We start from the raw sequence: 23,332 nt of genomic DNA, 5'->3' as shown, positions 1-23,332 counted from the left end.
GCGCGCGGTCTGGCTCAGCCCTTGACCAGACCGCCATCGACGACGAGGTTCTGCCCCGTCACCGCGCGCGCCCACGGCGACAGGAAGAACAGGACCGCGTCGGCGAATTCGGCGGGCGTCGTGACGCGGCGCAGCGGCGTGAAGCCCGCGACCATGTCGAAGACGGCTTCAGGCGTCGCGCTGCTGGCGTCGGTGGTGCGCAGCAGTCCGCCCGACACCATGTTCACCGTGATGCCGTCCGGCCCGAGATCGTTCGATGCGGTTCTCGTCAGCGCCAGCAACGCCGCCTTGGCCGCGGTGTAGTCGTGATACGGCACGACCGGATTCTGGAACAGGTTGGTCCCGACATTCACGATACGGCCGAAGCCCGCCGCGCGCATCGCGGGCAGCGCGGCCTGGATCGTGTTCAGCGCGCCTTTCACGGCGCCCTCGATCTGCTGCTGGAAGCGCGTCCATTCGATGTCGCCGAGCTTCGGACGCGCGTCGCCGTCGAAGCTGAAATCGGCCAGCGCGTTGTTCACCACGGCATGAATGTGCCGGCCGGTCTTGGCGTTGGCTTCGTCGAACAGGCGAGCGACCGAAGCGGCGTCGGTGACGTCGCCCTGCACGGCCACCACGCGCGGCCCGAGACGCTCGGCCAGCGCGTGCGCCTGCGTCTCGCTCTGCCGATAGTTGATGACGACGCCCGCGCCTTCGCGAGCCAGCGCTTCCGTGATGGCCGCGCCGAGTCCCCGCGCGCCACCGGTCACCAGTACGTTTTGTTCAGACAGCAGCATCGACTTCTCCGATGTTTATTTGGACTGGATGGTCCATTATGCCGGAGAGGACGCCGGGCCAAACGGTGATGCAAGTTCAACGATGATACTTCGCATCCACCTGATCGATGGCCTTCACATTGCCCGCGCTGCGGCCGTTTTCATCGAAGGTGTTGGTCAAAAACGAATCGGCGATGGCCTTGGCCACTTCCGGGCCGATCACCCGCGAGCCCATCGTGATGATCTGCGCGTTGTTCGAGAGCGCCGCGCGTTCGGCCGAATAGGTGTCGTGGCACAGCGCCGCGCGTATCCCCGGCACCTTGTTCGCCGAGATGCTGACGCCGATGCCCGTGCCGCACACCAGAATGGCGCGGTCATACTCGCCGCTGACCACGCCGGACGCAACGCGGTCCGACAGGTCGGCGTAGAACTCGCCAGGGTTCTTCTCGTTGTTCGATACCTCGAACACGTCGTAGCGGTCTTTCAGATAGTCCGCCAGCACGCGCGCCAGACCGACGCCGGCGCTGTCTCCGCCAATGGCAACCTTCATGATGAACTCCTTGATGTATGAATGGGCGCTTGCATCCGGCGTCACAGCACCGCTGCCACGCGTTTGAGAATGTCCAGATAGCCCTCGACGTTCCATGCCGAACGCCCGATGAACAGGCCATCCACGTTCGGGCACGCGGCGAGTTCCGCGCAGTTGTCCGGATTCACCGAGCCGCCGTAGAGACAAGGCACGCGACGGCCGAGCATCTCTTCCGCCACCCGGCTGATTTCGGCCTGGCGCGCATCGGCATAGTCCGGGCTGGCCGGAATGCCGTTCTCGCCAATCGCCCATACCGGTTCATAAGCGAACAGGATGGGCGCCGCCTGCTGCTCAGGCGTGAGACGCGCGAGCGCGCCGCGCACCTCGGCGGCCAGCACTTCCTCGGCGTGGCCGCCGTTCCGGTCGGCGAGCGTCTCGCCGACGCAGATCAGCGGCGTCAGCCCATGGCGCACGGCGGCTTCGACCTTGCGGCCGACGGTGTCATCGGTTTCGCCGAAGTGCTCGCGCCGCTCGGAATGGCCGAGTTCGACCAGATCCATGCCGCAATCCACCAGCATCAGCGGCGAGATTTCGCCGGTCCACGCGCCGCGCTCGGCCCAGTGCATGTTCTGCGCACCGACCTTGACGTTGGTCTCGGCGAGGATCGACTTCACTTCGCGAATCGCCGTGAAAGGCGGAATCACGAAGCACTGGATACGCGGGTCGTCGTGACTGGCGAGCAAGCCCTCGGCGAAGGCACTCGCCTCCGACAGAGTCTTGTTCATCTTCCAGCTCGTGCCGACCCAGAACAAAGATTCAGACATGATTTCCTGGCCGATCGGAAAGTCTCATCGAACGGGCCGCGCCCTCTTCGACGCGGGCCGAACCCGTCACCTCACTTCGAGAGCACGAACGGTGCGGTGTATTTCGACACGTTCGCCTTCGTGATCAGCACGCAATCGAACAGTTGCTTCTCGCTCGCCGCGCCCGTCTTGCCGGTCTTCAGGAACTGGTCGGCTTCCTGCACGGCCTTCGCCGAGAACTCCGCCACCGGTTGCAGCACCGTGTATTGCAGGTCGCCGGACTTGACCGCTTCCACGGCGGCGGGCGAGCCATCGAAGCCGCCCACCTTGACGCTCTTCAGCTTGCCGGACTGCTTGAGCGCGGCGATGGCGCCGAGCGCCATTTCGTCATTGCCGCTGATGATGCCGATCACGTCCGGATGCGCCTGCATCAGGCTCTGCGTCGCGTTGAAGCCTTGCGTGCGGTCCCAGTTCGCCACTTGCGAGCCGACCATCTTCAGATCCGGATACTGCGAGAGCACCGACTTGTAGCCGTTGGAACGCGTCGCGGCGTTGTTGTCGGACGGCGCGCCGAGCAGTTCCACGTAGTTGCCCTTCGAGCCGACGTCCTTGACCCATTGCTGCGCGCCGAGCGCCGCGCCTTGCGCGTTGTTCGAGACGAGCTGCGCCTTGGCGAGACCGGTCTGGTTGATTTCCGCGTTGACGAGGAACACCGGGATGTTCGCGGCCACCGCCTTCTTCACCGCGCCCACCGAACCGCTCGCATTGGCCGGATCGAGGATGATGGCCACCGACTTGTTGGTGATGGCCGTGTCGATCTGCTGGCTTTCCGTGTTCGTGTCGCCCTTCGATGCCGAGACGTTCGCGCTATAGCCGAGCTTCTTCGCCTCGGCGGCCGCGATGTTGCCTTCGGCGAGCCAGTACGGATTGGCCGGATCGTTCACGATGATGCTGATGAGTCCGCCCGCCGCCTGGGCTTGCGCGGCGAACAGCGGGGCAGCCAGCGCAACGGCGGCGAGGAGCAGCGTTTTCTTCTTCATGTTCATGTCTCTCTCCAGAGTCAGTTGTGGATGCAGAACTACGTGATACTTCTCGCGGACGTACCGCTCATGCCTTGCTGCCGCCTTGCGGAGAAGCCAGCTGGCCGCCGCCCGGCGCGGGACGCTTGACGCGGCGGCGATACTGAATGGCGTTGAGCAACACCGCGAGGACGATGACCGCGCCGGTGAAGACCGTCTGCCAGTAAGACGAGATGCCGATGATGACGAGGCCATCGGACAGGAAGCCGATCACGAACGCGCCGAGCAGCGTGCCGCGGATGTTGCCGGTGCCGCCCATCAGCGACGCCCCGCCGATCACCACTGCCGCGATGGCCGTGAGTTCGTAGGTGGTGCCGGCGGTCGGGCCGGCGGAGGTCAGTTGCGACGACAGGATCAGCCCGGCGATGGCCGCGCAGACGCCCGACAGCATGTACACGCTGATGAGCACGCGCTTCACGGGCACGCCGGACAGTTCGGCGGCGCGGTCATTGCCGCCTGACGCATAGAGCCAGCGGCCGAACGCGGAGCGGTTGAGCGCGATGCTGCCGAGGATCGCGATGACGGCGAGGATCAGCACGCCCACGGGCACGTGGAACAGGCGGTCGAAGCCGAGATAGTCGAAGCCGGTGTTGCCGAGGTCCGCCTGGCCGCCGAGGTTGTTGTACGTCAGGCCGTTGGTCATCAGCAGCGCGAAGCCGCGCACGACATACATCACGCCGAGCGTCGCGACGAACGCGGGCACCTTGAAGCGCGCAATCAGAATGCCGTTGACCAGGCCGATGAACGCGCCCAGCAGACAGCACAGCACCACGACGACCCAGACCGACGGATACAGCACCACGCCGAACAGGTTCAGCGTGACGCCCTGCATGAAGAAGCCCGCGACGACGCCGGACAGACCGAGCGTCGAGCCCACCGAAAGGTCGATGCCGCCGTTGATGATCACGAGCAGCATGCCGATCGCCAGGATTCCGTAGATGGCCACGTGCGAGGCCATCGTCAGGAAGTTTTCCAATGCGAAATAATTCGGCGAAAGGAATGAAAAGATGATGATGATCGCGATCAGCGCAAAGAACGCGCGTCCTTCGAGCAGCATGCGGCCGAGATCGAATCCTTCTCCGTTCGATGCGGAGTGAGTCGACCTGGAAGTCTTGGCGGCGTCGTTCATGTTGAATGTCTCCTTGTGCTGCGTTCAGGCCACCACGGCTTCGCCGGAGGCGGCCATGATGTCGTCCTTGTCGGCGTCGGGGCCGAATTCGGCGGAAATCTTGCCGCGCCGCATGACGATGATGCGATGCGCGACGCTCAGGCATTCGCCCACTTCGGAAGTCGAATAGACGACCGCGAGGCCCTTCTTCGCGTTCTCGGCGAGCAGGCGAAACACTTCGGCCTTCGCGCCGATGTCGATGCCCCGGCTTGGTTCGTCGAGCAGGATCACCTTCGGGCCGGTCGCGAGCATCTTGCCGATCACCACCTTCTGCTGATTGCCGCCCGAAAGCGAACGGATGGAGGCGCCCGCGCCCGAGGTCTTCACATGCACGTTGCGGATCGACTCGCCGACGAGTTCGCGCTCGGCGGGCGGCGACATCAGCACGCCCTTGACGAAGCTGCGGATGCTGGCCAGCGACAGATTGGAGCCGACGCTCATGGTCGGCACGAGGCCGTCGCGCTGACGGTCTTCGGGCACGAGCACGAGTCCCCGGCCGATGCGCTGCGCGATGCTCAGGCCCGCGAGGTTCTCGCCTTCGAGCCGGATCGTGCCGCCGGTGACGGGCAGGCGCTTTCGTCCGGCCACGGCTTCGAGCAGTTCGGTGCGGCCCGCGCCCATCAGTCCGTAGATGCACACGATCTCGCCCGCGCGCACTTGCAGCGACAGGTGATCGACCACCGAGGCGCCGGAGCCGGATTCGTCGGCAACGCTGACTTCGTCGATATCGAGCGCCACTTCGCCGAACGCATAGCCCGTGGGCGGCGAGCCAAGATCGAAGTTCTCGCCGACCATGTTGCGCACGATCCAGCCAAGGTCGATGTCCTTGCGCTCGGCCGTCGCGGTGATGCGGCCGTCGCGCAGCACCACGGCGTAGTCCGTGACCTGCAAGGCTTCTTCGAGGTGATGCGAGATGTAGACGATGGACACGCCGCGGCTCGTCAGGTCGCGGATCACCTTGAACAGCACTTCGACTTCCGACGCGCTCAGCGCGGACGTCGGCTCATCCATGATGAGGATGCGCGAGTCCACCGAGAGCGCGCGTGCAATTTCGACCACCTGCTGCTGGCCGAGCCGCAGGTCGCGGATCAGCGTCATCGGATCGACGTCTTCTTCGAGTTCCTGCATCAGCTCGCGGGTCTGCCGCGCCTCTTCGGCGAAGTTCACGCCGGTGCGCGTGCGGATCTCGCGGCCCATGAAGATGTTGTCACGCACGCTCAGGTTCGGCGCGAGACTCAGCTCCTGGTGAATGATCGAGATGCCGTGGTTGCGGGCATCGGTGGAAGACGTGAAGGCGACGGACGCGCCATCGAGTTCGATCTCGCCGGAGGTCGGCTTCTCGACGCCGGAGAGGATCTTCATCAGCGTCGACTTGCCCGCGCCGTTCTCGCCGAACAGCGTCGTGACCTTGCCACGATGAATCTCAAAGTTCACGCCCTTCAGCGCATGCACGCCGCCATAGGACTTGACGATGTCGCGCGCCGACAGCAACACGCTGTCCTTCGCCGCGCCGGTTGGAGTGGGAGTGGCGGTGCTCATTTCACGTCCAGTTTCACGGGAGTCACGAGCCAGCCGTTCGGATTGACGAGCTGGAACACGCCGGTGACCTCGATGGTCTTGCCGGACAGCTTGGCCGTATCGACTTTCGACAGGACCTGTTTCTTCATCTCCGCGTTGATCGCGTAACCCGCGTTCTGATAGTCGATCTGATTCGTGAACTGGCCGAAGCTGATGTCGCCGGTGGCGTCGCGCAGATCGGTGCCATTGATGGCCGGGCCGGTCTGCACGCGGATCTTGAGCGTATCCGGCAGGCCGGGCACCTTCACGTCATAGATGCCCGAGTCGTCGTTGCCCGCGACGCCGGTGAACTTCACCGACATCTCCGGCCCGATGCCGCCGCCCGCAATGCCGTACTGCTTGCCGGCCGCGTCCTGATCCTTGGCGATGGCGGCGGCGAGCGTCGCGGCATCGACGGCGCGCTTCGAGATCGCGGCCTGCGTCTTCGGGAACTGTTTCGCGCCGTAGGCGGCGGGCTCGAACTCCTTGCTCGTCGCATCCGGACCCGAACCGATCTTCACGACCTTCGTGCTCATGGCCATCGCGACCAGCACGACGAGCACCACGATCACTTCGATCGCGATACGCAGGCCGCGCGAGGACGACCCCTTGGTTGAAGCGACTGCATTCATCGACACACCTCCGTCTCGAAGGAATCACAAAGTGGCTGGCATGCAGCCCGTTCATTCGGTGTCACGCTTGCCCCAGTCGGCGGCGATGACCGCCAGCACCATCGACGCCGACGCCGCGCCCGGATCCATATGGCCCAGACTGCGTTCGCCGAGGCGCGCGGAGCGTCCCTTGGTGGCGACCATCGTCTTGGTGGCTTCCGCGCCTTGTGTCGCGGCTTCGCGCACGCGCTGCATGATGTTGCGCACGGGCAAGCCGTCCGCCATGCCTTGCGATGCACTTGCTGCGGCGGGCGCCCACACGTCCACCATGGTCTTCTCGCCGGTTTCGGCCTTGCCGCGCGACTGGATGCCTTCAGCCATCGCGACGATCAAACCGGGCGCCTCGGCAAGCGGCAATTCGGTGCGCGCGCCCGCTGCTTTCGCGGCGCGCATGAAGGCGGTCGCGTACAGCGGCCCCGACGATGCGCCCACCGCGTTCAGGAAGCCCTTCGCCGCCGCGTTCCACTGATCCGCGAGCGTGGCGTCGGGCGGCAGCGCATCGATGGCTTTCGATGCCGCCGTGAAGCCCTGCTCCATCGCGATGCCGTGGTCCGCGTCGCCGATCACGCCGTCGAGGCGGCACAGTTCGTCGCGGGCGGCGGCGATCGTGCGCGCCAGTTCGCGGAACAATTGAGCGATGTCGGCGGTAGTCAGCGCGGGCATCATGCGGTCCTCTGCTGGAACATCGCGCACTCGCACGGATGATCGATCAGGCGTTGCAACTCGTCGTCGAGATGCATCACGGTGATCGACGCACCCGCCATTTCCAGCGACGTACACAGCGGCCCCACCAGCGTGCGATGCACGACGAGGCCCGCGTCCTTCAGGCGTTGCGACACGCGCCGGTTGAGGATGTACAGCTCCATCAGCGGCGTGGAACCGAGCGAGTTCACCAGCACCGCGACGCGATCGCCTCGGGCCGCGCCCATCTCGGCGAGGATCGCGTCCATGATTTCGTCGGTGATGGCGTCGGCGGAACGCAGGCTCTCGCGGCGCATGCCCGGCTCGCCATGAATGCCCATGCCGATTTCCATCTCGCCGACGGCAATCTCGAAGTTGGGCTGGCGCGTCTGCGGCAGCGAACACGGCGCGAGCGCGACGCCCAGCGTGTAGGTGCGGGCATTCGCATGGCGCGCGACGCGTTCCACTTCGTCGAGCGGCAGCATCAGGTCCGCCGCCGCGCCTGCCGCCTTGAAGATGAACACGTTGCCCGCCACGCCCCGGCGCGTCTCGCGCTTGTCGCGCGGCGCGGAGGCGATGTCGTCGGTGGTCAGCACCGTGCGCGCCTCGACGCCTTCGAGTTCGAGCATCTCGGTGGCCATGTCGAAGTTCATGACATCGCCGGCGTAGTTGCCGTACATGAACAGCACGCCCGCACCGCCATGTGCGGCGAGCGCCGCATCCACGGCCGGTTGCGGCGGCGGAGAGGCGAACACGTTGCCGATCACGGCCGCATCGGCGAGACCTTGGCCGACGAAGCCGAGAAAGGTCGGCTCGTGCCCCGACCCGCCGCCGATGATCAACGCCACCTTGCCTTCGCGCGGTCCGTGACGCGCGATGATCGCGCGCGGCGCCTGCTCGCTGCGGGTCAACAGATCGCCGTGCGCGGCCATGATGCCTTCGAGCATTTCATCGACGGCGGCGTTGCCGTCGTTGATCAACTTCTGTGTCATCGTGCCTGACATGGCCGGTTCCTCAGAGGTGGAGACTGGCGACGCCAGTATCGAAATGCGGCGCCCAGAAGGCCACCGATTCCGCGATCTGCGCGACCACTTGTCGGTCGGTCGGTTCGCGTTCCTTGAACGACAGTTCCAGACAGATCTCGTTGTCGCGGCCGCCGCCCGCGTGCAGCGCCTCGATCAGCGGTTCCGGTTGAATACGGCCGCGCGCGTTGTGCTCGGCGGTGAAGGGCCGGTGACCGCCCTTGTCCAGCAGCGACTGCTTGATATGGATGATCGGCGACACGGGCGGCACCGCGCGGGCCCAGGCATAGGGATCGAAATCGTCGGGATTGGAACTGGTGACGTCGCCGTGATCGATGTCCGCCATCATCCACATCGGCACGGCCATGTTCGCGGCGCTCAGGCGCTGCTGCAACGCCATGCACGCGTCGATGGTCTCGCCGAACTCGCGGCCGATCGACATCGGTTCCCAGAACACGTACTTCAGGCCCGCCGCCTTCGCGTGCTCGGCCACTTCGGCCCAGCAGTCGATGGCCGTCTGGATGAGCGTTTCGCGGCGCTGTGCGTCGTCGAAATCGCGATAGGTGAAGATCGCGAACTGCGTACCGATGGACTCGCCGCCCAGATCCGCCGTGATGTCCGCGAAGGTCTTGAACCAGTCGATGTAATAGCGGCGCACGTCGGCGTCCGGATGGCCGAAGTGATTCAGCCGCCCGTACGGTCCCGTCATGCCCGAGGTGATGCGCACGCCGGTGCGGTTCAGCGCGGCGCGCATCTCGCGCGTGAGACGGCGCGTCACCGCCGCCGGCCACGACGGATTGATGAACTCGTGCGTCAGCTGCACGTCGCGGATCTTCATCTCGTGCGCGATGCTGTCGATGAGATCCGCCGGCTCGGCGAAGCGGTTCACCAGCGGGTTCGTGTTGAGTGAAAGCGTAAAGGGCATGTTCGTCTCGTAACGTTCAGGCGGATTTGCGCATCAGGCCGTCGAGCCAGGTTTCGAAGGCGGTCTTCTGCGCCGCGCTCATGTGCAGTCCGTGCTTGGTGCGGCGCGTGAGCATGTCTTCCGCCGTCGCGGCCCATTCGTGCGCCATCAGGTAACGCGCCTCGGCTTCGTAGAAGTTCGGCCCGAACTGCTCGCCCAGACCCGCGAGCGAGGTCGCGCCGTTCAGCACTTCCGACGTCAGCGAACCGTAGGTCTGCGTGTAGTAGCGCGTGAGCGGGCGCGGCAACCACTCGTGCGCCGCCTGCAGCGACGCCATGAAACGCGGCACGTCCGCGCCTTCGATATCGCCGCCCGGCAGCGTCGCGGACGCGGTCCAGTCGGCGCCCATCTTCGGGAAGGCCGGCTGGAGCTTTTGCAGCGCATGTTCGGCGAGCTTGCGGAAGGTCGTGATCTTGCCGCCGAACACATTCAGCAAGGGCGCGCCGCCGCTGTCGTCGAGATCGAAGACATAGTCGCGCGTGACGGCGGACGGGTTGCCCTTGCCGTCGTCGTAGAGCGGACGCACGCCCGAGAAGGTCTGCACGATGTCCTGGCGGCGCAACGGATGCTTGAAATAGCGGTTCACCGCCGACAGCAGATAGTCGATTTCCTCGCTCGAAATCTGCACGGTTTCGGGCGCGCCGTCCCACGGAACATCCGTGGTGCCGATCAGCGCCTTGTCGCCTTCGTAGGCGTTGATGAAGATCACGCGCTTGTCATGGTTCTGCACCAGATAAGAATGCGGACCGTCCCAGAACTTCGGCGTAACGATATGGCTGCCCTTGACGAGCCGCACCTTGCGCGTCGATTGCGCATTCGCTCGGCCGATCACGTCCGACACCCAAGGCCCCGCCGCGTTGACCAGCGCCCGCGCGGTGACGGTGCGCGTGGAACCATTGCGCGTATCGCGCAGCTCGACACGCCACGCGCCGTTCTCGCGCCGCGCCGCCACGCAGGCCGTGCGCGTCAGCACCTGCGCGCCGCGCTGCGCGGCATCGAGCGCGTTGAGCACGACGAGGCGCGCGTCATCGACCCAGCAGTCCGAATACTCGAACGCCCGGCGATACTCGTCCTTGATCGGCGCGCCTTCGGGCATGCGGTGCAGGTCCAGCGAACGCGTGCCCGGCAGCTTCTTGCGGCCGCCGAGATGGTCATAGAGAAACAGTCCGGTGCGCACGAGCCATGCGGGCCGGTCGCCGGGACTGTGCGGCAGCACGAAACGCAGCGGCCAGATGATGTGCGGCGCGGCGTTGAGCAGCACTTCGCGTTCGATCAGCGCCTCGCGCACGAGCCGGAACTCGTAGTACTCGAGATAACGCAGCCCGCCATGCACCAGCTTGCCGGAGCGCGACGACGTGCCTTGCGCCAGATCGTCCTTCTCGCACAGGATCACCGACAGCCCGCGACCCGCCGCATCGCGCGCGATGCCCGCGCCGTTGATGCCGCCGCCGATGACACACAGGTCCACCATGTCGTTGTTGCTCATCTCAGCGTTCCATGTTCGACGTTAGTTCAGGCTCGCGGGCAGCGTCTCGGGCCGCTGCCGCGCTTTCAGCAGCCGCGCGGTTTCGTCCCACGTCGGCACCAGCGCCTGCCGCGCCTGCCGGTACGCGGGAAAGAGCCGCGCATACAACTGCATGAGGTCGGCGTCGGGCGTCTCGGGCTGGCCGAGCAAAGGCGTCACCCATTCGGCGATGCACGCCTCCATGTCCGGATACACGCCCAGCGCGACGGCCGCCATCATCGCCGCACCCGCCGCGCCGGCTTCGTCGCGCGTGGAGATACGCGTCGGCGCGCCGACCACCGCGCCGAGCACGCCGCGCAACGCACGCGAACGCGTCGCGCCGCCGGTGAGGCGCAGTTCTTCGGGCATCGGTACGCCCATCGAGAGATAACAGTCGCGCGCGGCCATGCCGAGCCCTTCGACGACCGCGCGGAACAGGTCGGGATAGCGGCTCTCGCTCGTCAGGCCGATGAAGTCCGCGCGCGCGTTCGGATCCACGAACGGGCCGCGCTCGCCGGCATCGGAGATATAGGGGTGATACAGAAGCGCACCCGGACGGCCGGCGTGCAGCCAGCCATCGATGCACTTCATCCGGTCCGCATGCGACAGGCTCGTGCCGAACTGTTGCAGCAGGTCCGACGCGAGGTTCAGCACCCAGTCCACGTTCAGCGTCGCGGCCATGTTCGACTGCACCTGCGCCGACATGCCCGGCAGCGGCAGCGCGATCACATAGCCCGTGCCTTCGGCATTGAGATGCACGTCTTCGTTGCGCATCGCGCGCATGTGCATGCCCGTCGAGCCGACGATCGAGCAGCTCGCGCCCGCCGCGCCTTCCGTGTGGATGCCCGCGCCCAGCGCGGTCAGCACGATATCGACGAAGCCCAGGCACACGGGCGTGCCTTCGGCGAGGCCCGTCGCCGCCGCGGCTTCGGCCGAGAGCGGATGCGTGGTTTCCGTGCCATCGACGATTTCCGGCAGCAGGCGCCGGAACGACGTCAGGCCGAGTGCGTCGATCACCGTGTCGTCGTAGCGGCGCGTGCGGAAGTTGCCATACGTGAAGCTCGCTTCCGAAGGATCGGTGGCGCGCACATCGGTCAGCTTCAGGTACAGCCAGTCCTTGCAATGCAGCGCGACTTCGGTCCGCTGCAACACCTCGGGCGTCGTCGCGGCCATGTGCGCGATCTGCGCGCCCTGGCTGCATGACGCGAGGCCGGTGCCCGTCGCTTCGAAGCGCGCCCAGCTGGCAGGCGCTTCCTGCAAACGCCGCACGGTGGCGGCGGCGCGTGCGTCGAGCCAGAGCCAGGCATCGCCCGCCGGACGGTTGTCCGCGCCGACCAGCCAGGTGCCGTCGCCTTGTCCCGTGACCGCCAGCGCGAGCGTGCGCTGCGCCAGTCCGTCGACCTTCGTGCCGAGATCGCGCAGCGTTTGTGCGCAGTCGGCCCAGGTCTGATCGAGCGATTGCGTCGCGGCGCCGTCGGCGCTCGTTGCATAGCGGTTCGGCACGGACGCGACGGCGATCTGCCGTCCCGTCAGGTCGAAGGCCACGGCCTTGATGACCGAGGTGCCCGCATCGATGCCGATCAGAAGGTCGCCGTTCATCACCCTTGCTCCGCGTCGTCGGAGTCTTCGCGCAGTGCGAGCGCGGAGGCTTCGTCGGTAATCAGTCCGCTCAGCAGGCCGCTCTTCAGCACCGCGCGGATCGCCGCGATCTTCGACGTGCCGCCCGCAATGGCGACGATGCGCCTGCCCTTCACGTCGGCGAGAGCGGGCGCAACGGTGCGCGCCGCCAGCGAGGTTTCGACGGACTCGCCCGCCGCGCTGAAGAAATGCCCCAGCAGTTCGCCGCGGCCGCCGCGCTCGTGCACTTCGCTGATCTCGGCGGGCTCGATCATCTGCGACGCGACGAGCTGCGCTTCCGCATTCGCCGTGCCGATGCCGACCACCATCAGATCCGCGTGCGCGGCGAGATCGAAGACCTCGCGCACGCCGCGCTGCGACATCAGCACTTCGCGATCCTCAGCGGTGTTGGCGAAGAACGGCAGCGGCATCACATAGGACACCGCGCCGGTCTGCTCGGCCAGCTTGTGGATCACGTCGTAAGGATTGGCGGTGTACTTGCGCGTCACGCCGCCGAGCAGCGACACGAAGCGCACCGTGCCCGCGTCCATGCGCGGCATGCTCGCGACGACCGCCGCCAGCGTCCGGCCATGACCGATGCCGATCACGCCGTCCTGGCACGCCATGATTTCGCGCTGCAGGAACTGCGCGCCCGCGACGCCGAGCGCGCGCAGCGGCAGATCGTCCTCGCCCAGGTCCGGCACCACTTCGCAATAACTCAGACCATAGCGCTGCGCCAGTTCGGCTTCGAGCCCCACGCATTCCGCCACATCGCCGTCGATGGAGAACTTCACCGCGCCGCTCTGGTTGGCGCGCATGATCAGCCGGTGTGCCTTGAGACTGCTCACACCGAGGCGCGCGGCGACGTCCGCCTGGGTCTGCCCGGCGACGTAATGCAGCCACGCCGCCCGGATCGCCAGGCTTTCATCTCCATCGCGCCTTTCGACGGACTTCGTCATGTGCTCTCCATTTTGCGTGAGATGATATTTTTTCCACGCGATGAAATTTTTTTCAGTCCGCCCACGATATTCGCGTGCTACCTCGATTAACATCGGCAGTAACCCTAGATGAGCGTCGCGGGCGGAAGAGACCGGACAGGCCCTGCTGCGACGCAACAAAAATCATTCGGAGACACGATGGAGACGTATCTGCTGGGCGTCGACAGCGGTTCGACGGCCACCAAGGCGGTCATCTTCGACACCGCCGGGCGCGCGCTCGCCACCGGCAGCCGGCGTGTGGAACAGCGCCAGCCGCACGCGCGGCATGTCGAGCGCGACATGCACGACACCTGGCTGGCCGCCTGCGGCGCGATCCGCGATGCACTGGCGCAGATGCCGGACGTGTCGATTGCGGCGGTCGGCGTGACGGGTCATGGCGACGGTCTCTATCTCGCCGACGCCGCGGGCACGCCGCTGGGGCCGGGCATCCTGTCGCTCGACAGCCGCGCGTTCGGCGTGCGCGAACAGTGGCGCGAGGCCGGCGTGCTCGATGCGGCGCTCACGCTGACGGGGCAGCAGCCTTATCCGTATGCAGCCGTGAGCCTGCTCAAATGGATTCAGCTCAACGAGCCCGAGCGCTTTGCGCGCATCGGCCATGCGCTGTTCTGCAAGGACTGGCTGCGGCTCTGCCTGACCGGCGTGCCCGCGACGGACCCGACCGAGGCCAGTTCAGCGTTCACGGAAGTGCGCTCGCAGACCTATCACGACGATGTCCTCGCGCTCTACGGACTCGAAGCGATGCGCGGCGCGTTGCCGGAGATCGTGCCGTCCGCCGCGCAGGCCGGGCGGGTCAGCGCACTTGCCGCCGCGCAGACGGGATTGGCGGAAGGTACGCCGGTCGCGTGCGGGCTGCACGATGTCACGTCGAGCGCGGTGGGCATGGGCAACACGGAACCCGGCGCGCTCTCGATCACGGCGGGAACGTTCAGCATCAACGAGATCCTTTCGGATCAACCGCGCACCGATGCGCGCTGGGCGTGCCGCAACGGCACGCGTCCGGGCCAGTGGATGAACATGTCGATTTCGCCGGCGTCGTCGAGCAATGTCGACTGGGCCACGCGCGAACTCTTCCGGCACGAGGCGCAGGAAGCCACGCGGCGCGGCTGCTCGCTGTTCGATCTGATCGGCGACGAAGTGGAAGCGGCCTTCAGCGAGCCGAGTTCGGTCATGTTCCATCCGTTCCTGTTTGGTTCGCCCTTCGAGGAGCCGGCAAGCGCATCGTTCTTCGGCGTGCGCTCGTGGCATCGCCGGGCGCATCTGGCGCGCGCGGTGCTCGAAGGCATGGTGTTCAACCATCGCTGGCATGTCGAGGCGCTGACCAGCGCGTTCCCCGCCGCGCGCGCCGGGCTGACGGGCGGAGGCTCGTCGAGTCCGTTGCTCGCGCAGTTGTTCGCCGATGCGCTCGGCGTCGCCGTCGATATCCCCGAAAGCCAGGAAGCCAGCGCACTCGGCGCGGCGCTGTGTGCGGGCGTCAGCGTGGGCGTGTATGCATCGCTCGCCGATGCCGCCGCCCGCGCATGCCGCGTGCAGCGCACGCATACGCCCGATCCTCAGCGTCAGGCCCGTCTCGACGATGCGTATCGCCTGTGGACGCAACTTGCCCAGGCCGTTCAACCGCTGTGGGCGTCGCTCGATCGCTCGGCAAGCGCGCATTGAAGAAGGAGAAGAACCGATGACCGAACGAAGCCGCGACTTCTTTCTCGACCGGCTCAGGCAGAACCCGAAGGTCAGCGTGTTGATCATCGGCGGCGGGATCAACGGCGCCGGGCTGTTTCGCGATCTGTCCATGCAGGGCGTGGACTGCCTGCTGATCGACAAGACCGATTTCGCCGCGGGCGCGAGCAGCGCGCCGTCGCGGCTGATTCATGGCGGCGTGAAGTATCTGGAGACCGGCGAGTTTCGTCTCGTCGCCGAATCCACGCTGGAACGCAATCTCCTGTTGAAGAACGCGCCGCATTTCGTGTTGCCGCTGCAGACGGTCCTGCCGATTCATTCGTACTTCGGCGGCTTGATCGCTTCGGCGCGGCGTTTCTTCGGCATGAAGGCGAAGCTCACCGAACGCGGCGCGATCATCTCGAAGATCGGTCTCGCGCTGTACGACTTTCTCGGGCGGCACGATCGCACGATGCCGCGTCACCATTTTGCACTGCGAGCGCGTTCGCTTGCCTCGCTGCCCCTGCTCGATCCGACCATCAAGGCGACGGCCACGTACTACGACGCGCAGGTCACGCACGCCGAGCGCCTGAACTTCGAACTCGTCGCCGATGGGCTCGCAGCCTGCGATGGTTCGGCGGCAGCGAACTACATGAACGTGGATCGAGCGGAAGGTGGCGTCGTCTGGCTGCGCGATCTCGAAACGCGCACGCTCGTCGCAGTTGAACCGGCAGTGATCGTCAATGCAGGTGGCGCATGGATCGACAGCGTCAATGCGGCGCTTGGCATCGAGCGGAAGTACATCGGCGGGGCGAAGGGTTCGCATCTGGTCGTCGACCATGCGGAGCTTTACAAGCAGCTGCAGGGACGCATGGTGTACTACGGCTCGAACGACGGGCGCATCTCGCTGGTCTATCCGTTCATGGGCAAGCTGCTGATCGGATCGACCGATATCCGCGTGAGCGATCCCGACAACGTCCGCTGCGACGACGACGAAGTGGCCTACATGCTGAACGTCTTGTGCGAGGTGTTTCCAGGCGTGATGCTCAGGGAGTCAGACATTCGCTTCCGGTATAGCGGCGTGCGCCCGCTACCCTTCTCCGACGCCGCGAACCCCGGCGACGTCAGCCGCGATCACGTGATGCATGCCGACCATCTGCCCGATGCGCAGACGCCGGTGCTCTCGCTCGTCGGCGGCAAGTGGACGACGTTTCGCGGCTTCGCGGAAACCTCGGCCGATACCGTGCTGACCCGGCTCGGCCGCGCGCGCAAGACAGGCACGCGGCATGAGGCGATAGGCGGCGGACGCGGCTTTCCGCAGGATGCGAAGGCGCGCGCCGGATGGATCGATGAAGCCGTGCAGCGGTATGGCGTATCTGCGTTGCGGGCCGAGTCGCTGTTGACGCGCTATGGCACGACCGCGAGTCGCGTCGCTGCATATTGCGCACAGGGGCCGGACAAGCCGCTCGTCAGCGAACCGGGCCTTACCGCGCGGGAAATTGCGTACCTGTGCAGCAGCGAAATGGTGACCCGGCTCCCGGACCTGCTCTTTCGCCGCACGACGCTCGCCATCTCGGGACAGCTGACGCATGCCTTGCTGCTGGAAGTCGCGGAGATTGCCGCGCAGACGCTGGGATGGAACGCGGACCGCATGCAGACTGAAATCGACGCGACGCGCGAGATGGCGCGCGATCGTCATGGCGTCGTGCTTGAGGCCACCGCGCGCGATACGGCCTGAACGCGTCTTCAGAGCGCCTTGCGATACACGAGGAAGCCCGACTTGTTCGCCACCTGATCGTAGAGCTTCATGGCGGTCTCATTGGTTTCGTGCGTCTGCCAGTAGACGCGTTCCGCGTTGGCCTTCTTCGCCTCGACATAGACCGCTTCGATCAGCGCACGGCCAATTCCCTTGCCCCGCGCCGAACTCAGCGTGAACAAGTCTTGCAAGTAGCAGATCGGACCGGCCATCGTCGTATGGCGGTGATAGAGGAAGTGAACCAGTCCGACAAGCCTGCCCTCGCTTTCCGCGACCATCGCGTGCATTGGTTCATAGCCGTCGAAGAAGCGGCCCCAGGTGATGTCGGTGACCGACTGGGCCAGCGCCGTCTCGCCTGAACGTCCGTAGAATGCGTTGTAGCCGTCCCAGAGCGGCAACCACGCATCGTAGTCGTCGGGAACGGCATAGCGGATGGTGAGTGAAAGGCTCATGTCGATAAGTCCTCGCGGATGGGAGCGTGCAGTATAGGCACGCGCATGGCGCGTTGGGGAGAACCAATCGGGACATCGGCATGGGAGCCATTGCGGAGCCGCAATAGCGTGAAGCGGATCGCGGCGTTGCGCGACCCGCTTCGGACTTCAAGCTACATGAAGCTTATTGCGCCGCAGGCGACTTCACGCTCGGCGTGGCAAGCGTGTTATTGCTCGTCGGCGGCGCGTTCGTGGCGGCCGGATTGGCGTTCGTCGCGCTCGGCAGACCCGAGTTCGGTGCGCGCGTGCCCATGCCGCTGCCAGAGTTGGTCATGCCCGGCGTGCCATAGCCGCCTGTGTCGTTGGCGCGATTCACCTGATTGGCGGGGCTCGCCGTGCTGCCTGACGTACCACCGCCGCTGGAGCCTCCGGCGGACTGTGCAAACGCAGCGCCCGACAGCGTAAGTGCGGCGACGGCCGCGATGAGCATACTGTTTGCCTTCTTCATGATCCGTCCCTCCTTGACCTGAATGGGTTTTGAGCGCAGGCCTCAAGAGCCCGCTCGATCATGAATCAGCAATGACCGTGCCGCGGTCTTGTTTGCTCATGTATTTCTCGGCGAGCGCCTCATACAAGGCCGGCGCAAACAGCTTCGAAACCTGACTGGAAATGAGCGCGGTTGCCATCAAGGACAAAACGAGCGCATGCCCGTTGATCATTTCGATGACGATCACGAATGCCGTGATCGGACTCTGCGTGACGGCCGCGAGATAGCCGACCATGCCCAATGCGATGAGCATCGGCAACTGCATGTGGCCGAACACGAGATGCAGCGCGTTGCCGATGCCCGCGCCAATCGCGAGCGACGGCGCGAACAAGCCGCCCGGTGCGCCAGGCAGATAGGAACCGACCATCGACGCCATCTTGAGCAGCGGATAGCTCACGCCCAGCTGCGTGTTGCCTTCGAGCATGCCGCGCGCTTCCGCATAGCCGCTGCCGAAAGTATGGCCGCTCGCGGCCACGCCGATCACCGCGATGAACAGGCCGCATGCCGCGCCGAACGCGACGGGATGCAACTGGCGAAAGCTCAGGACTGAAGTGGGCATCCAGCGATGTGTGTTCAGCAGCAGCCAGCAGAAGATCCCGCCCGCGACGCCCGTGAGCGCGCCGACGAGCACGACGGCCAGCGCGAGCGAATTGGGAAACTGCCCGGTCAGGTCGATGGTGCCGAAATAGGTGTAGTTGCCTTGCAGTGCAAGCGAAACGACACCGGCAAAAATGATGGCTGTAATGAGCACGCCGCTCGTGCGTTGCTCGAAGCTGCGCGTGAGTTCTTCGATCGCGAACACCACGCCGGCAAGCGGCGCGTTGAAGGCGGCGGAAAGCCCGGCCGCCGCGCCCGCCAGCGCGAGATTACGTTCCAGCGCGCCGCCGCGCATGCTGCGCAACCGTGCCGGATAGAAGCGGCGCAGGCTGAACATCAGGGCCGCGCCCACATGTATGGTGGGACCTTCGCGGCCGATGGTGAAGCCGCCGAGGATCGAAAGAAACGAAATGGCGATCTTGCCGACCAGGATGCGCAGCGTCAGCAGTCGCGGGCCGAGTTCGCGGCCGTCGTGCAGCATCGCGATGACTTGCGGAATGCCGCTGCCCTCGGACCCCGGAAAGAAGCGGCGCGTGAGCCACACGGCCAGCGCGGAGATGGCGGGCGTCAGCAGCAGCGGCAGCCACCAATACACGGCAATCAAGCGCAGGAAGGCGTCGTAACCGAAGTCGATCAGCCGCGCATACAGGACCGCGATGAGTCCGGTCGCGACCGCGCCCAGCCAGAACACGCCGTAGTGCAGCCACAGCCGCCTGCCGCGCAGCATCGTGCGTCGGTCGATGAATCCAGGGAAGCGCATCGTGAAAACGAAAAGGATAATTTAAGGCACATTGTGACATAAATCGGAACTGTCCTGACTTCGTGCCTTGCGGAAGCGTTACAACTGCGCTTCAAGATGACGTCGGCTGCGCTGCGAACACCCAGGGAAACGAGCCGTAATGGGCCTTGTGTTCGGCCGCGAGCTTGAGCAGGCAGCGCGCGCCCTTGGCCGTCAGATGCACCTGCACCTGGCGTCGATCCGTCTTGTCGGCCTTGCGGGTCACGAGGCCCGCTTCCTCACAGCGCGAGACCAATGCGGCCGTGCCGTTCGGCGCCGCTTGCAGCCGCTCCGCCAGTTCGCCGACCGTGGCCCATTGCCGTCCGGGAAACCCGCGTACGTGCAGCAGCAGTTGATATTGAAGCGTGGTGATGCCCGCCGCGTTCGAGATTTCCTCCGAGACGCGCAGGAACTTGCGCAACTCATAGCGAAAAATCGACATCGCTTCCAGATCGTGCTTGTCCGGAAGCGCGGGCTTGGGTGTGCTGTTCGATGCCATCGGCGATCCTGGTGCGGTGGGGATTCGATGATCATACCCAGCGGGGATCGCATCGCGCAAAGGGTGGCGGAGGATCGGGACGCGCCCGATCCCCGTGTTGCGCCGCGTTACTGCGACATCGCGCCTGATGCCGGATGACCCATGCCCATTGCGTCGTGCTTCTTCATCTTGCCGCCCTTGCCCATCGAGTCGTGCGACATGCTGTCCTTCTTCATGCCGTCCTTGGACATCGAATCCTTCGACATCGAATCCTTTGCCATGGAATCCTTCGACATCGCATCGTTCGTCTGCGCGAACGCGGCGCTCGTGCCGATGGCCATGGCTGCTGCGATCACTACCGTCATCAGTCGTTTCATCTTGCTTCTCCTTGGTCAGTCAAACATGGCATCCGGACCATCCGGAACCGGTGAATGGCGCGGGGCTCACGAGCCGCCGAACCAGTTGTATCCCTGATCGACCCAGTAACCGCCCGGGTACGTGTTCGTCACGAAGATCTCGACGATATGCTTGGGATTCTTGTAGCCGAGCTTGGTCGGCATGCGCAGCTTCATCGGATAGCCGTACTTCGCGGGCAGGCGCTGGCCGTCGTATTCGAAGGTCAGGAGCGTCTGCGGATGCAGCGCTGTCGGCATGTCGATGCTTTCGTAGTAGTCGTCGGCGCAGCGGAAGCCGACGTACTTCGCGCTCGTGTCCGCGCCCACGCGGCGCAGGAACTCGGAGAACGGCGTGCCGCCCCAGCGTCCGATCGCGCTCCAGCCTTCCACGCAGATATGCCGCGTGATCTGCTCCGCGTGCGGCAGCGCATAGAGCTGCGGCAAGGTCCAGACGCGCTGCCCGGTAATGAGTCCGCTCACCTTCAGCCGATAGTCGTCGCCGTTCACGGCGGGGACGTCGTCGATGCCATAGAACGCATTGAACGGAAACGGCCGCGTGAGCTGCGCCTCGGTGTAAGTGGGCGCCAGACGCTGCGGATCGAACAGCAATGCCTGCGCGCGATCGTTGAGACGCGAGACCGCCGTGAGGAAGGTGTTCACGGAGTCGTTGTCGGTAATCGAGCATCCGGTCAGCAGCGACAGGCCGCCGAGCGTCAGCATGCGCTTGCCGAACAGACGGCGCGACGGCATGTCCAGTTCGCGTCGGGCATCCGCCAGCACGGCCGCGCGGTCTATCTGGACGATGCGCTTCGGTTCGTTCTTCATGATGTGATTCCGTGTTCAGTCATGGCCGCGCAGCATCGTGAGCAGCGAGCGCGGCACGAGCGCGACCATCGCCACGTGCACGACGACGAACGCCGCCATGATCGCCATCGCGCAGAAATGCACGACGCGCGCGCGGTCGTAGCCGCCCATCAGTTCGCGCAGCAGCGGCAACTGCACCGACTTCCAGATGGCCAGCCCCGAGAGCACGAGCACGATCAGATCAGCGATGACCACGAGGTAAGCCAGCTTCTGCACCGCGTTGTAGCGGCGCGGGTCGGCATGCGAAAGCTTGCCGCTCAACGCCGCGCCAAGGTCGCGCAGCACCGCGCGCGGCGACAGCGGAAAGAACTTCGAAACGAAGCGCCCGCTCGCGAGATTGAGCGCGAGGTAGACGAAGCCGTTGAAGACCAGCAGCCACATGGCCGCGAAGTGCCATTGCAACGCGCCGCCCAGCCAGCCGCCGAGCGTGATCGACGGCGGGATGACGATGCGTTCGAACACCGGCGACGCGTCGTAGATGCGCCAGCCCGAGAACATCATGATCAGCGCGGCGAACGCATTGAGCCAGTGCGTGACGCGCAGCCAGACCGGATGCACCGGGGCGCCGGGCTGCCGCAATGCATTGGGTGGCGCATTCAAGGTGTCCATGCCTGTTCTCCCTTTCGTCCGATGTGGGTTAGTTCGCCACCCGTGCCGCGCCGGTTACAAGGACGCGAAAAAATTAACGGCGCCGCCTGTAACGCCCGGCAAGCCGCCGTCGAATTAACAGTAAGGAAAGGGGAAGGGAAAGGAGAGCCCGGAGATGATTCGGAACAACGCCATTGCGGCGCACCATGCCATCGGCTATTCTGAAACGCTCGATCCAAAACGCGGCAGCGCGGCGCTTGGAAACAATTCGTCCAGCCCTTTCCCTTCAACACGCTCCATGGCGCACGATGCCGAAATCCGTCTGAAAGCCTTGCTCACCGGCGGGCTCGAAGGCGACCAGGCCGCCTATCGCGGCTTTCTGCAACTGCTCACGCGGCATCTGCGCGGCTATCTGCGCAAGCGCTTGCCGCATCGGCCCGATGACGTGGAAGACCTCGTGCAGGAGATCCTGCTCGCGGTGCACAACGCGCGCCATACCTGGCGCCCTGAAGAACCGTTGACGGCCTGGCTGCATGCCATCGCGCGCTACAAGCTGATGGACTTCTTCCGCGCCCACGCGCGCCGCGAAGCGCTCAACGTGCCGCTCGACGATCACGAAGACCTGCTCGCCGCCACCGACGACGACCCCGCCCGCGCCCGTCATGACATCGGCAAGCTGCTCGATCATCTGCCGGACAAACAGCGCCTGCCGATCGTGCACATGAAGCTGGAAGGCTTGTCGGTGACGGAGACGGCGCGCATCACGGGGCTGTCGGAATCGGCGGTGAAGGTGGGCGTGCATCGCGGCCTCAAGGCGCTCGCGGCTAAAATCCGGGGACTGCGATGAATACCGACGACCTCATCTCCCTCCTCTCGAATCAAGTGACGCGTGTGGATCGCGCGGCGGTCGCGCGCCGCTTCATGCAGGCGCTGCTGGCCGGCGCGCTGGGTTCGCTGATCCTGCTGAGCCTCGTGTTCGGGCTGCGTCACGACCTCGGCGAAGTGGCCCGCTCGGGCATCTTCTGGGCGAAGCTGGCGTTTCCGCTGGCGGTGGGCATCGGCGCGCTGCTTACGCTCGCGCGCATCGGGCGTCCGGGCGCGCGTGCCGGTCTGGCCTGGGCGCTCGTCGCGCTGCCCTTCGTGGCGGTGTGGGGCGCCGGCTGGATGGTCTTCGAGCATGCCGCGCCCACCGCGCGCGCGGCGGCCGTCTTCGGCCACACGTGGCGCACCTGTCCGTTCAATATCCTGCTGCTGTCCGTGCCCACCTTCCCGGCCGCGATGTGGGCCATGCGCTCGCTCGCGCCTACCCGGCTGCGGCTGGCGGGCGCCGTCGCCGGCTTGCTGGCCAGCGCGACGGCAACGGTCGTGTATTGCCTGCATTGCCCGGAGATGAGCCCGGCGTTCTGGAGCGTGTGGTACGCGGCCGGCATGCTGATGCCGGCCTTGATCGGCGCGTGGCTGGGGCCGAGGCTGCTGCGCTGGTAGAAGACCGCTACGCGAAGACGCGCGCCCAGAGCGCACGAACGCGGCGCGCGCGGTCTTCGAAGACGTAGGAACCGAGCAGCGTCAGCACGCCCGAAGCGACACCGGTGATGATGTGCTCCATGAACGGCAGACGATAGTGGCTCGTGTGCGCATAGACGTCGCCGATCGCCGTGAGCAAGCCGACGAGCGCCGCGTTGCCGAAGCGGTTTTCGAACAGCCTCGCGGCCGGCGTGAAGGTCAGGAGGATCGCAAGGATCCCGGTGAACAGTCCGGTGCGCAGCGCGTTCGCCCAGTGCGCGCTGCTCGTGATGAACTGCCAGCTGCCCGGCATGCAGGTCATGCAGGCGCTCGTCGGTTGCCAGAACCGTTGCGCGAACAGTCTGACGCGGGTCTTCCAGTCCATTTTCATGCT

Annotated in this window: 25 protein-coding genes; 4 read left to right on the top strand and 21 right to left on the bottom strand. The window is 65.6% G+C overall.

Translation table 11 applies throughout. The annotated features are described in order from the left end of the window. Window positions 1–14: 14 nt before the first annotated feature. The 13 genes from QCE64_RS15400 to QCE64_RS15340 form a co-directional block, all read right to left on the bottom strand. The gene (locus tag QCE64_RS15400; RefSeq protein ID WP_309922325.1) at window positions 15–776 is read right to left on the bottom strand and encodes a 3-oxoacyl-ACP reductase; all 762 of its coding nucleotides are present in this window, start codon (window positions 774–776) and stop codon (window positions 15–17) included. Window positions 777–852: 76 nt separating this feature from the next. Next, window positions 853–1,305 carry an RpiB/LacA/LacB family sugar-phosphate isomerase gene (locus QCE64_RS15395; protein WP_309814731.1) on the bottom strand — a complete coding sequence of 151 codons (453 nt, stop codon included), beginning with the start codon at window positions 1,303–1,305 and terminating at the stop codon, window positions 853–855. Window positions 1,306–1,346: 41 nt separating this feature from the next. Then, the gene (locus tag QCE64_RS15390) at window positions 1,347–2,108 is read right to left on the bottom strand and encodes a triose-phosphate isomerase (RefSeq protein ID WP_309932584.1); all 762 of its coding nucleotides are present in this window, start codon (window positions 2,106–2,108) and stop codon (window positions 1,347–1,349) included. Window positions 2,109–2,179: 71 nt separating this feature from the next. Further along, window positions 2,180–3,133, bottom strand: coding sequence for a D-ribose ABC transporter substrate-binding protein (locus tag QCE64_RS15385; protein ID WP_310004641.1), 954 nt, complete (start codon window positions 3,131–3,133; stop codon window positions 2,180–2,182). Window positions 3,134–3,194: 61 nt separating this feature from the next. Continuing rightward, a complete protein-coding gene (locus tag QCE64_RS15380; protein ID WP_309814739.1) occupies window positions 3,195–4,295 on the bottom strand; it encodes an ABC transporter permease in 1,101 nt (366 codons plus the stop codon). Between the two features lie 24 nt (window positions 4,296–4,319). Next, window positions 4,320–5,873, bottom strand: a complete 1,554-nt coding sequence (locus QCE64_RS15375; protein WP_309922332.1) for a sugar ABC transporter ATP-binding protein — start codon at window positions 5,871–5,873, stop codon at window positions 4,320–4,322. After that, window positions 5,870–6,523, bottom strand: coding sequence for a DUF2291 domain-containing protein (locus QCE64_RS15370; protein ID WP_309814744.1), 654 nt, complete (start codon window positions 6,521–6,523; stop codon window positions 5,870–5,872). Before QCE64_RS15370 ends, QCE64_RS15375 begins: the two co-directional genes overlap by 4 nt. 51 nt (window positions 6,524–6,574) lie before the next feature. Then, window positions 6,575–7,225, bottom strand: a complete 651-nt coding sequence (gene dhaL / locus QCE64_RS15365) for a dihydroxyacetone kinase subunit DhaL (RefSeq protein ID WP_309922335.1) — start codon at window positions 7,223–7,225, stop codon at window positions 6,575–6,577. Then, entirely contained in the window at window positions 7,225–8,247 is a 1,023-nt protein-coding gene (locus QCE64_RS15360; RefSeq protein ID WP_310004639.1) for a dihydroxyacetone kinase subunit DhaK, read from the bottom strand. Before QCE64_RS15360 ends, dhaL begins: the two co-directional genes overlap by 1 nt. Window positions 8,248–8,257: 10 nt before the next feature. Then, window positions 8,258–9,190 carry a TIM barrel protein gene (locus QCE64_RS15355; protein WP_309922340.1) on the bottom strand — a complete coding sequence of 311 codons (933 nt, stop codon included), beginning with the start codon at window positions 9,188–9,190 and terminating at the stop codon, window positions 8,258–8,260. A gap of 16 nt (window positions 9,191–9,206) precedes the next feature. Continuing rightward, on the bottom strand, window positions 9,207–10,715 hold the full coding sequence (locus tag QCE64_RS15350) for a glycerol-3-phosphate dehydrogenase (RefSeq protein ID WP_309922343.1): 1,509 nt from the start codon (window positions 10,713–10,715) through the stop codon (window positions 9,207–9,209). 21 nt (window positions 10,716–10,736) lie between these two features. Beyond that, on the bottom strand, window positions 10,737–12,332 hold the full coding sequence (locus tag QCE64_RS15345) for an FGGY-family carbohydrate kinase (protein ID WP_309922346.1): 1,596 nt from the start codon (window positions 12,330–12,332) through the stop codon (window positions 10,737–10,739). Continuing rightward, on the bottom strand, window positions 12,332–13,309 hold the full coding sequence (locus QCE64_RS15340; RefSeq protein WP_309814762.1) for a sugar-binding transcriptional regulator: 978 nt from the start codon (window positions 13,307–13,309) through the stop codon (window positions 12,332–12,334). The genes QCE64_RS15345 and QCE64_RS15340 overlap by 1 nt, the downstream gene beginning before the upstream one ends. A gap of 177 nt (window positions 13,310–13,486) precedes the next feature. Here QCE64_RS15340 and QCE64_RS15335 point away from each other — a divergent pair, with 177 nt between their 5' ends. Next, complete coding sequence (locus QCE64_RS15335) at window positions 13,487–15,004, top strand: FGGY-family carbohydrate kinase (protein WP_310004637.1); 1,518 nt, start codon at window positions 13,487–13,489, stop codon at window positions 15,002–15,004. A 16-nt stretch (window positions 15,005–15,020) separates the two neighbouring features. Then, window positions 15,021–16,739 carry a glycerol-3-phosphate dehydrogenase/oxidase gene (locus QCE64_RS15330; protein WP_310004635.1) on the top strand — a complete coding sequence of 573 codons (1,719 nt, stop codon included), beginning with the start codon at window positions 15,021–15,023 and terminating at the stop codon, window positions 16,737–16,739. 8 nt (window positions 16,740–16,747) lie between these two features. On the opposite strand, the gene QCE64_RS15325 is transcribed toward QCE64_RS15330, so the two are convergent. From QCE64_RS15325 to QCE64_RS15295, 7 genes are all read right to left on the bottom strand, one after another. Then, a complete protein-coding gene (locus QCE64_RS15325; RefSeq protein WP_309922359.1) occupies window positions 16,748–17,209 on the bottom strand; it encodes a GNAT family N-acetyltransferase in 462 nt (153 codons plus the stop codon). Window positions 17,210–17,372: 163 nt separating this feature from the next. Further along, window positions 17,373–17,696, bottom strand: a complete 324-nt coding sequence (locus tag QCE64_RS15320) for a hypothetical protein (RefSeq protein WP_310004626.1) — start codon at window positions 17,694–17,696, stop codon at window positions 17,373–17,375. Between the two features lie 58 nt (window positions 17,697–17,754). Continuing rightward, on the bottom strand, window positions 17,755–19,092 hold the full coding sequence (locus QCE64_RS15315; RefSeq protein ID WP_309922366.1) for a chloride channel protein: 1,338 nt from the start codon (window positions 19,090–19,092) through the stop codon (window positions 17,755–17,757). 91 nt (window positions 19,093–19,183) lie between these two features. Further along, window positions 19,184–19,609, bottom strand: a complete 426-nt coding sequence (locus tag QCE64_RS15310; protein ID WP_309922368.1) for a MarR family winged helix-turn-helix transcriptional regulator — start codon at window positions 19,607–19,609, stop codon at window positions 19,184–19,186. A gap of 107 nt (window positions 19,610–19,716) precedes the next feature. Then, entirely contained in the window at window positions 19,717–19,965 is a 249-nt protein-coding gene (locus QCE64_RS15305) for a pentapeptide MXKDX repeat protein (protein ID WP_309814785.1), read from the bottom strand. A gap of 66 nt (window positions 19,966–20,031) precedes the next feature. Next, window positions 20,032–20,808, bottom strand: coding sequence for a molybdopterin-dependent oxidoreductase (locus QCE64_RS15300; RefSeq protein ID WP_309814788.1), 777 nt, complete (start codon window positions 20,806–20,808; stop codon window positions 20,032–20,034). A gap of 15 nt (window positions 20,809–20,823) precedes the next feature. Continuing rightward, entirely contained in the window at window positions 20,824–21,456 is a 633-nt protein-coding gene (locus QCE64_RS15295) for a cytochrome b/b6 domain-containing protein (RefSeq protein ID WP_309922374.1), read from the bottom strand. A gap of 277 nt (window positions 21,457–21,733) precedes the next feature. On the opposite strand from QCE64_RS15295, the gene QCE64_RS15290 reads away from it, so the two are divergent. Then, window positions 21,734–22,282, top strand: coding sequence for a sigma-70 family RNA polymerase sigma factor (locus QCE64_RS15290; protein WP_309922907.1), 549 nt, complete (start codon window positions 21,734–21,736; stop codon window positions 22,280–22,282). Beyond that, a complete protein-coding gene (locus QCE64_RS15285; RefSeq protein ID WP_309932605.1) occupies window positions 22,279–22,920 on the top strand; it encodes a DUF1109 domain-containing protein in 642 nt (213 codons plus the stop codon). Before QCE64_RS15290 ends, QCE64_RS15285 begins: the two co-directional genes overlap by 4 nt. 7 nt (window positions 22,921–22,927) lie before the next feature. Here the strand turns inward: QCE64_RS15285 and QCE64_RS15280 are convergent, their stop codons facing one another. Beyond that, window positions 22,928–23,329, bottom strand: coding sequence for a hypothetical protein (locus QCE64_RS15280; protein WP_310004625.1), 402 nt, complete (start codon window positions 23,327–23,329; stop codon window positions 22,928–22,930). Window positions 23,330–23,332: the final 3 nt, after the last annotated feature.

The organism is Caballeronia sp. LZ043 (genome assembly GCF_031451075.1).
Lineage (GTDB): Bacteria > Pseudomonadota > Gammaproteobacteria > Burkholderiales > Burkholderiaceae > Caballeronia.
Note: the sequence above shows the minus strand (reverse complement) of the source record. Positions and strands in the feature narration are given on the sequence as shown.

Coding starts and splice junctions, on each gene's coding strand:
- QCE64_RS15375 (WP_309922332.1), bottom strand. CDS start 5,873: ATGAGCACCGCCACTCCCACTCCAACCGGCGCGGCGAAGGACAGCGTG.
- QCE64_RS15310 (WP_309922368.1), bottom strand. CDS start 19,609: ATGGCATCGAACAGCACACCCAAGCCCGCGCTTCCGGACAAGCACGAT.
- QCE64_RS15300 (WP_309814788.1), bottom strand. CDS start 20,808: ATGAAGAACGAACCGAAGCGCATCGTCCAGATAGACCGCGCGGCCGTG.
- dhaL (WP_309922335.1), bottom strand. CDS start 7,225: ATGCCCGCGCTGACTACCGCCGACATCGCTCAATTGTTCCGCGAACTG.
- QCE64_RS15295 (WP_309922374.1), bottom strand. CDS start 21,456: ATGGACACCTTGAATGCGCCACCCAATGCATTGCGGCAGCCCGGCGCC.
- QCE64_RS15360 (WP_310004639.1), bottom strand. CDS start 8,247: ATGTCAGGCACGATGACACAGAAGTTGATCAACGACGGCAACGCCGCC.
- QCE64_RS15340 (WP_309814762.1), bottom strand. CDS start 13,309: ATGACGAAGTCCGTCGAAAGGCGCGATGGAGATGAAAGCCTGGCGATC.
- QCE64_RS15330 (WP_310004635.1), top strand. CDS start 15,021: ATGACCGAACGAAGCCGCGACTTCTTTCTCGACCGGCTCAGGCAGAAC.
- QCE64_RS15380 (WP_309814739.1), bottom strand. CDS start 4,295: ATGAACGACGCCGCCAAGACTTCCAGGTCGACTCACTCCGCATCGAAC.
- QCE64_RS15400 (WP_309922325.1), bottom strand. CDS start 776: ATGCTGCTGTCTGAACAAAACGTACTGGTGACCGGTGGCGCGCGGGGA.
- QCE64_RS15305 (WP_309814785.1), bottom strand. CDS start 19,965: ATGAAACGACTGATGACGGTAGTGATCGCAGCAGCCATGGCCATCGGC.
- QCE64_RS15335 (WP_310004637.1), top strand. CDS start 13,487: ATGGAGACGTATCTGCTGGGCGTCGACAGCGGTTCGACGGCCACCAAG.
- QCE64_RS15285 (WP_309932605.1), top strand. CDS start 22,279: ATGAATACCGACGACCTCATCTCCCTCCTCTCGAATCAAGTGACGCGT.
- QCE64_RS15290 (WP_309922907.1), top strand. CDS start 21,734: ATGGCGCACGATGCCGAAATCCGTCTGAAAGCCTTGCTCACCGGCGGG.
- QCE64_RS15355 (WP_309922340.1), bottom strand. CDS start 9,190: ATGCCCTTTACGCTTTCACTCAACACGAACCCGCTGGTGAACCGCTTC.
- QCE64_RS15280 (WP_310004625.1), bottom strand. CDS start 23,329: ATGAAAATGGACTGGAAGACCCGCGTCAGACTGTTCGCGCAACGGTTC.
- QCE64_RS15320 (WP_310004626.1), bottom strand. CDS start 17,696: ATGAAGAAGGCAAACAGTATGCTCATCGCGGCCGTCGCCGCACTTACG.
- QCE64_RS15345 (WP_309922346.1), bottom strand. CDS start 12,332: ATGAACGGCGACCTTCTGATCGGCATCGATGCGGGCACCTCGGTCATC.
- QCE64_RS15390 (WP_309932584.1), bottom strand. CDS start 2,108: ATGTCTGAATCTTTGTTCTGGGTCGGCACGAGCTGGAAGATGAACAAG.
- QCE64_RS15315 (WP_309922366.1), bottom strand. CDS start 19,092: ATGCGCTTCCCTGGATTCATCGACCGACGCACGATGCTGCGCGGCAGG.
- QCE64_RS15370 (WP_309814744.1), bottom strand. CDS start 6,523: ATGAATGCAGTCGCTTCAACCAAGGGGTCGTCCTCGCGCGGCCTGCGT.
- QCE64_RS15325 (WP_309922359.1), bottom strand. CDS start 17,209: ATGAGCCTTTCACTCACCATCCGCTATGCCGTTCCCGACGACTACGAT.
- QCE64_RS15385 (WP_310004641.1), bottom strand. CDS start 3,133: ATGAACATGAAGAAGAAAACGCTGCTCCTCGCCGCCGTTGCGCTGGCT.
- QCE64_RS15350 (WP_309922343.1), bottom strand. CDS start 10,715: ATGAGCAACAACGACATGGTGGACCTGTGTGTCATCGGCGGCGGCATC.
- QCE64_RS15395 (WP_309814731.1), bottom strand. CDS start 1,305: ATGAAGGTTGCCATTGGCGGAGACAGCGCCGGCGTCGGTCTGGCGCGC.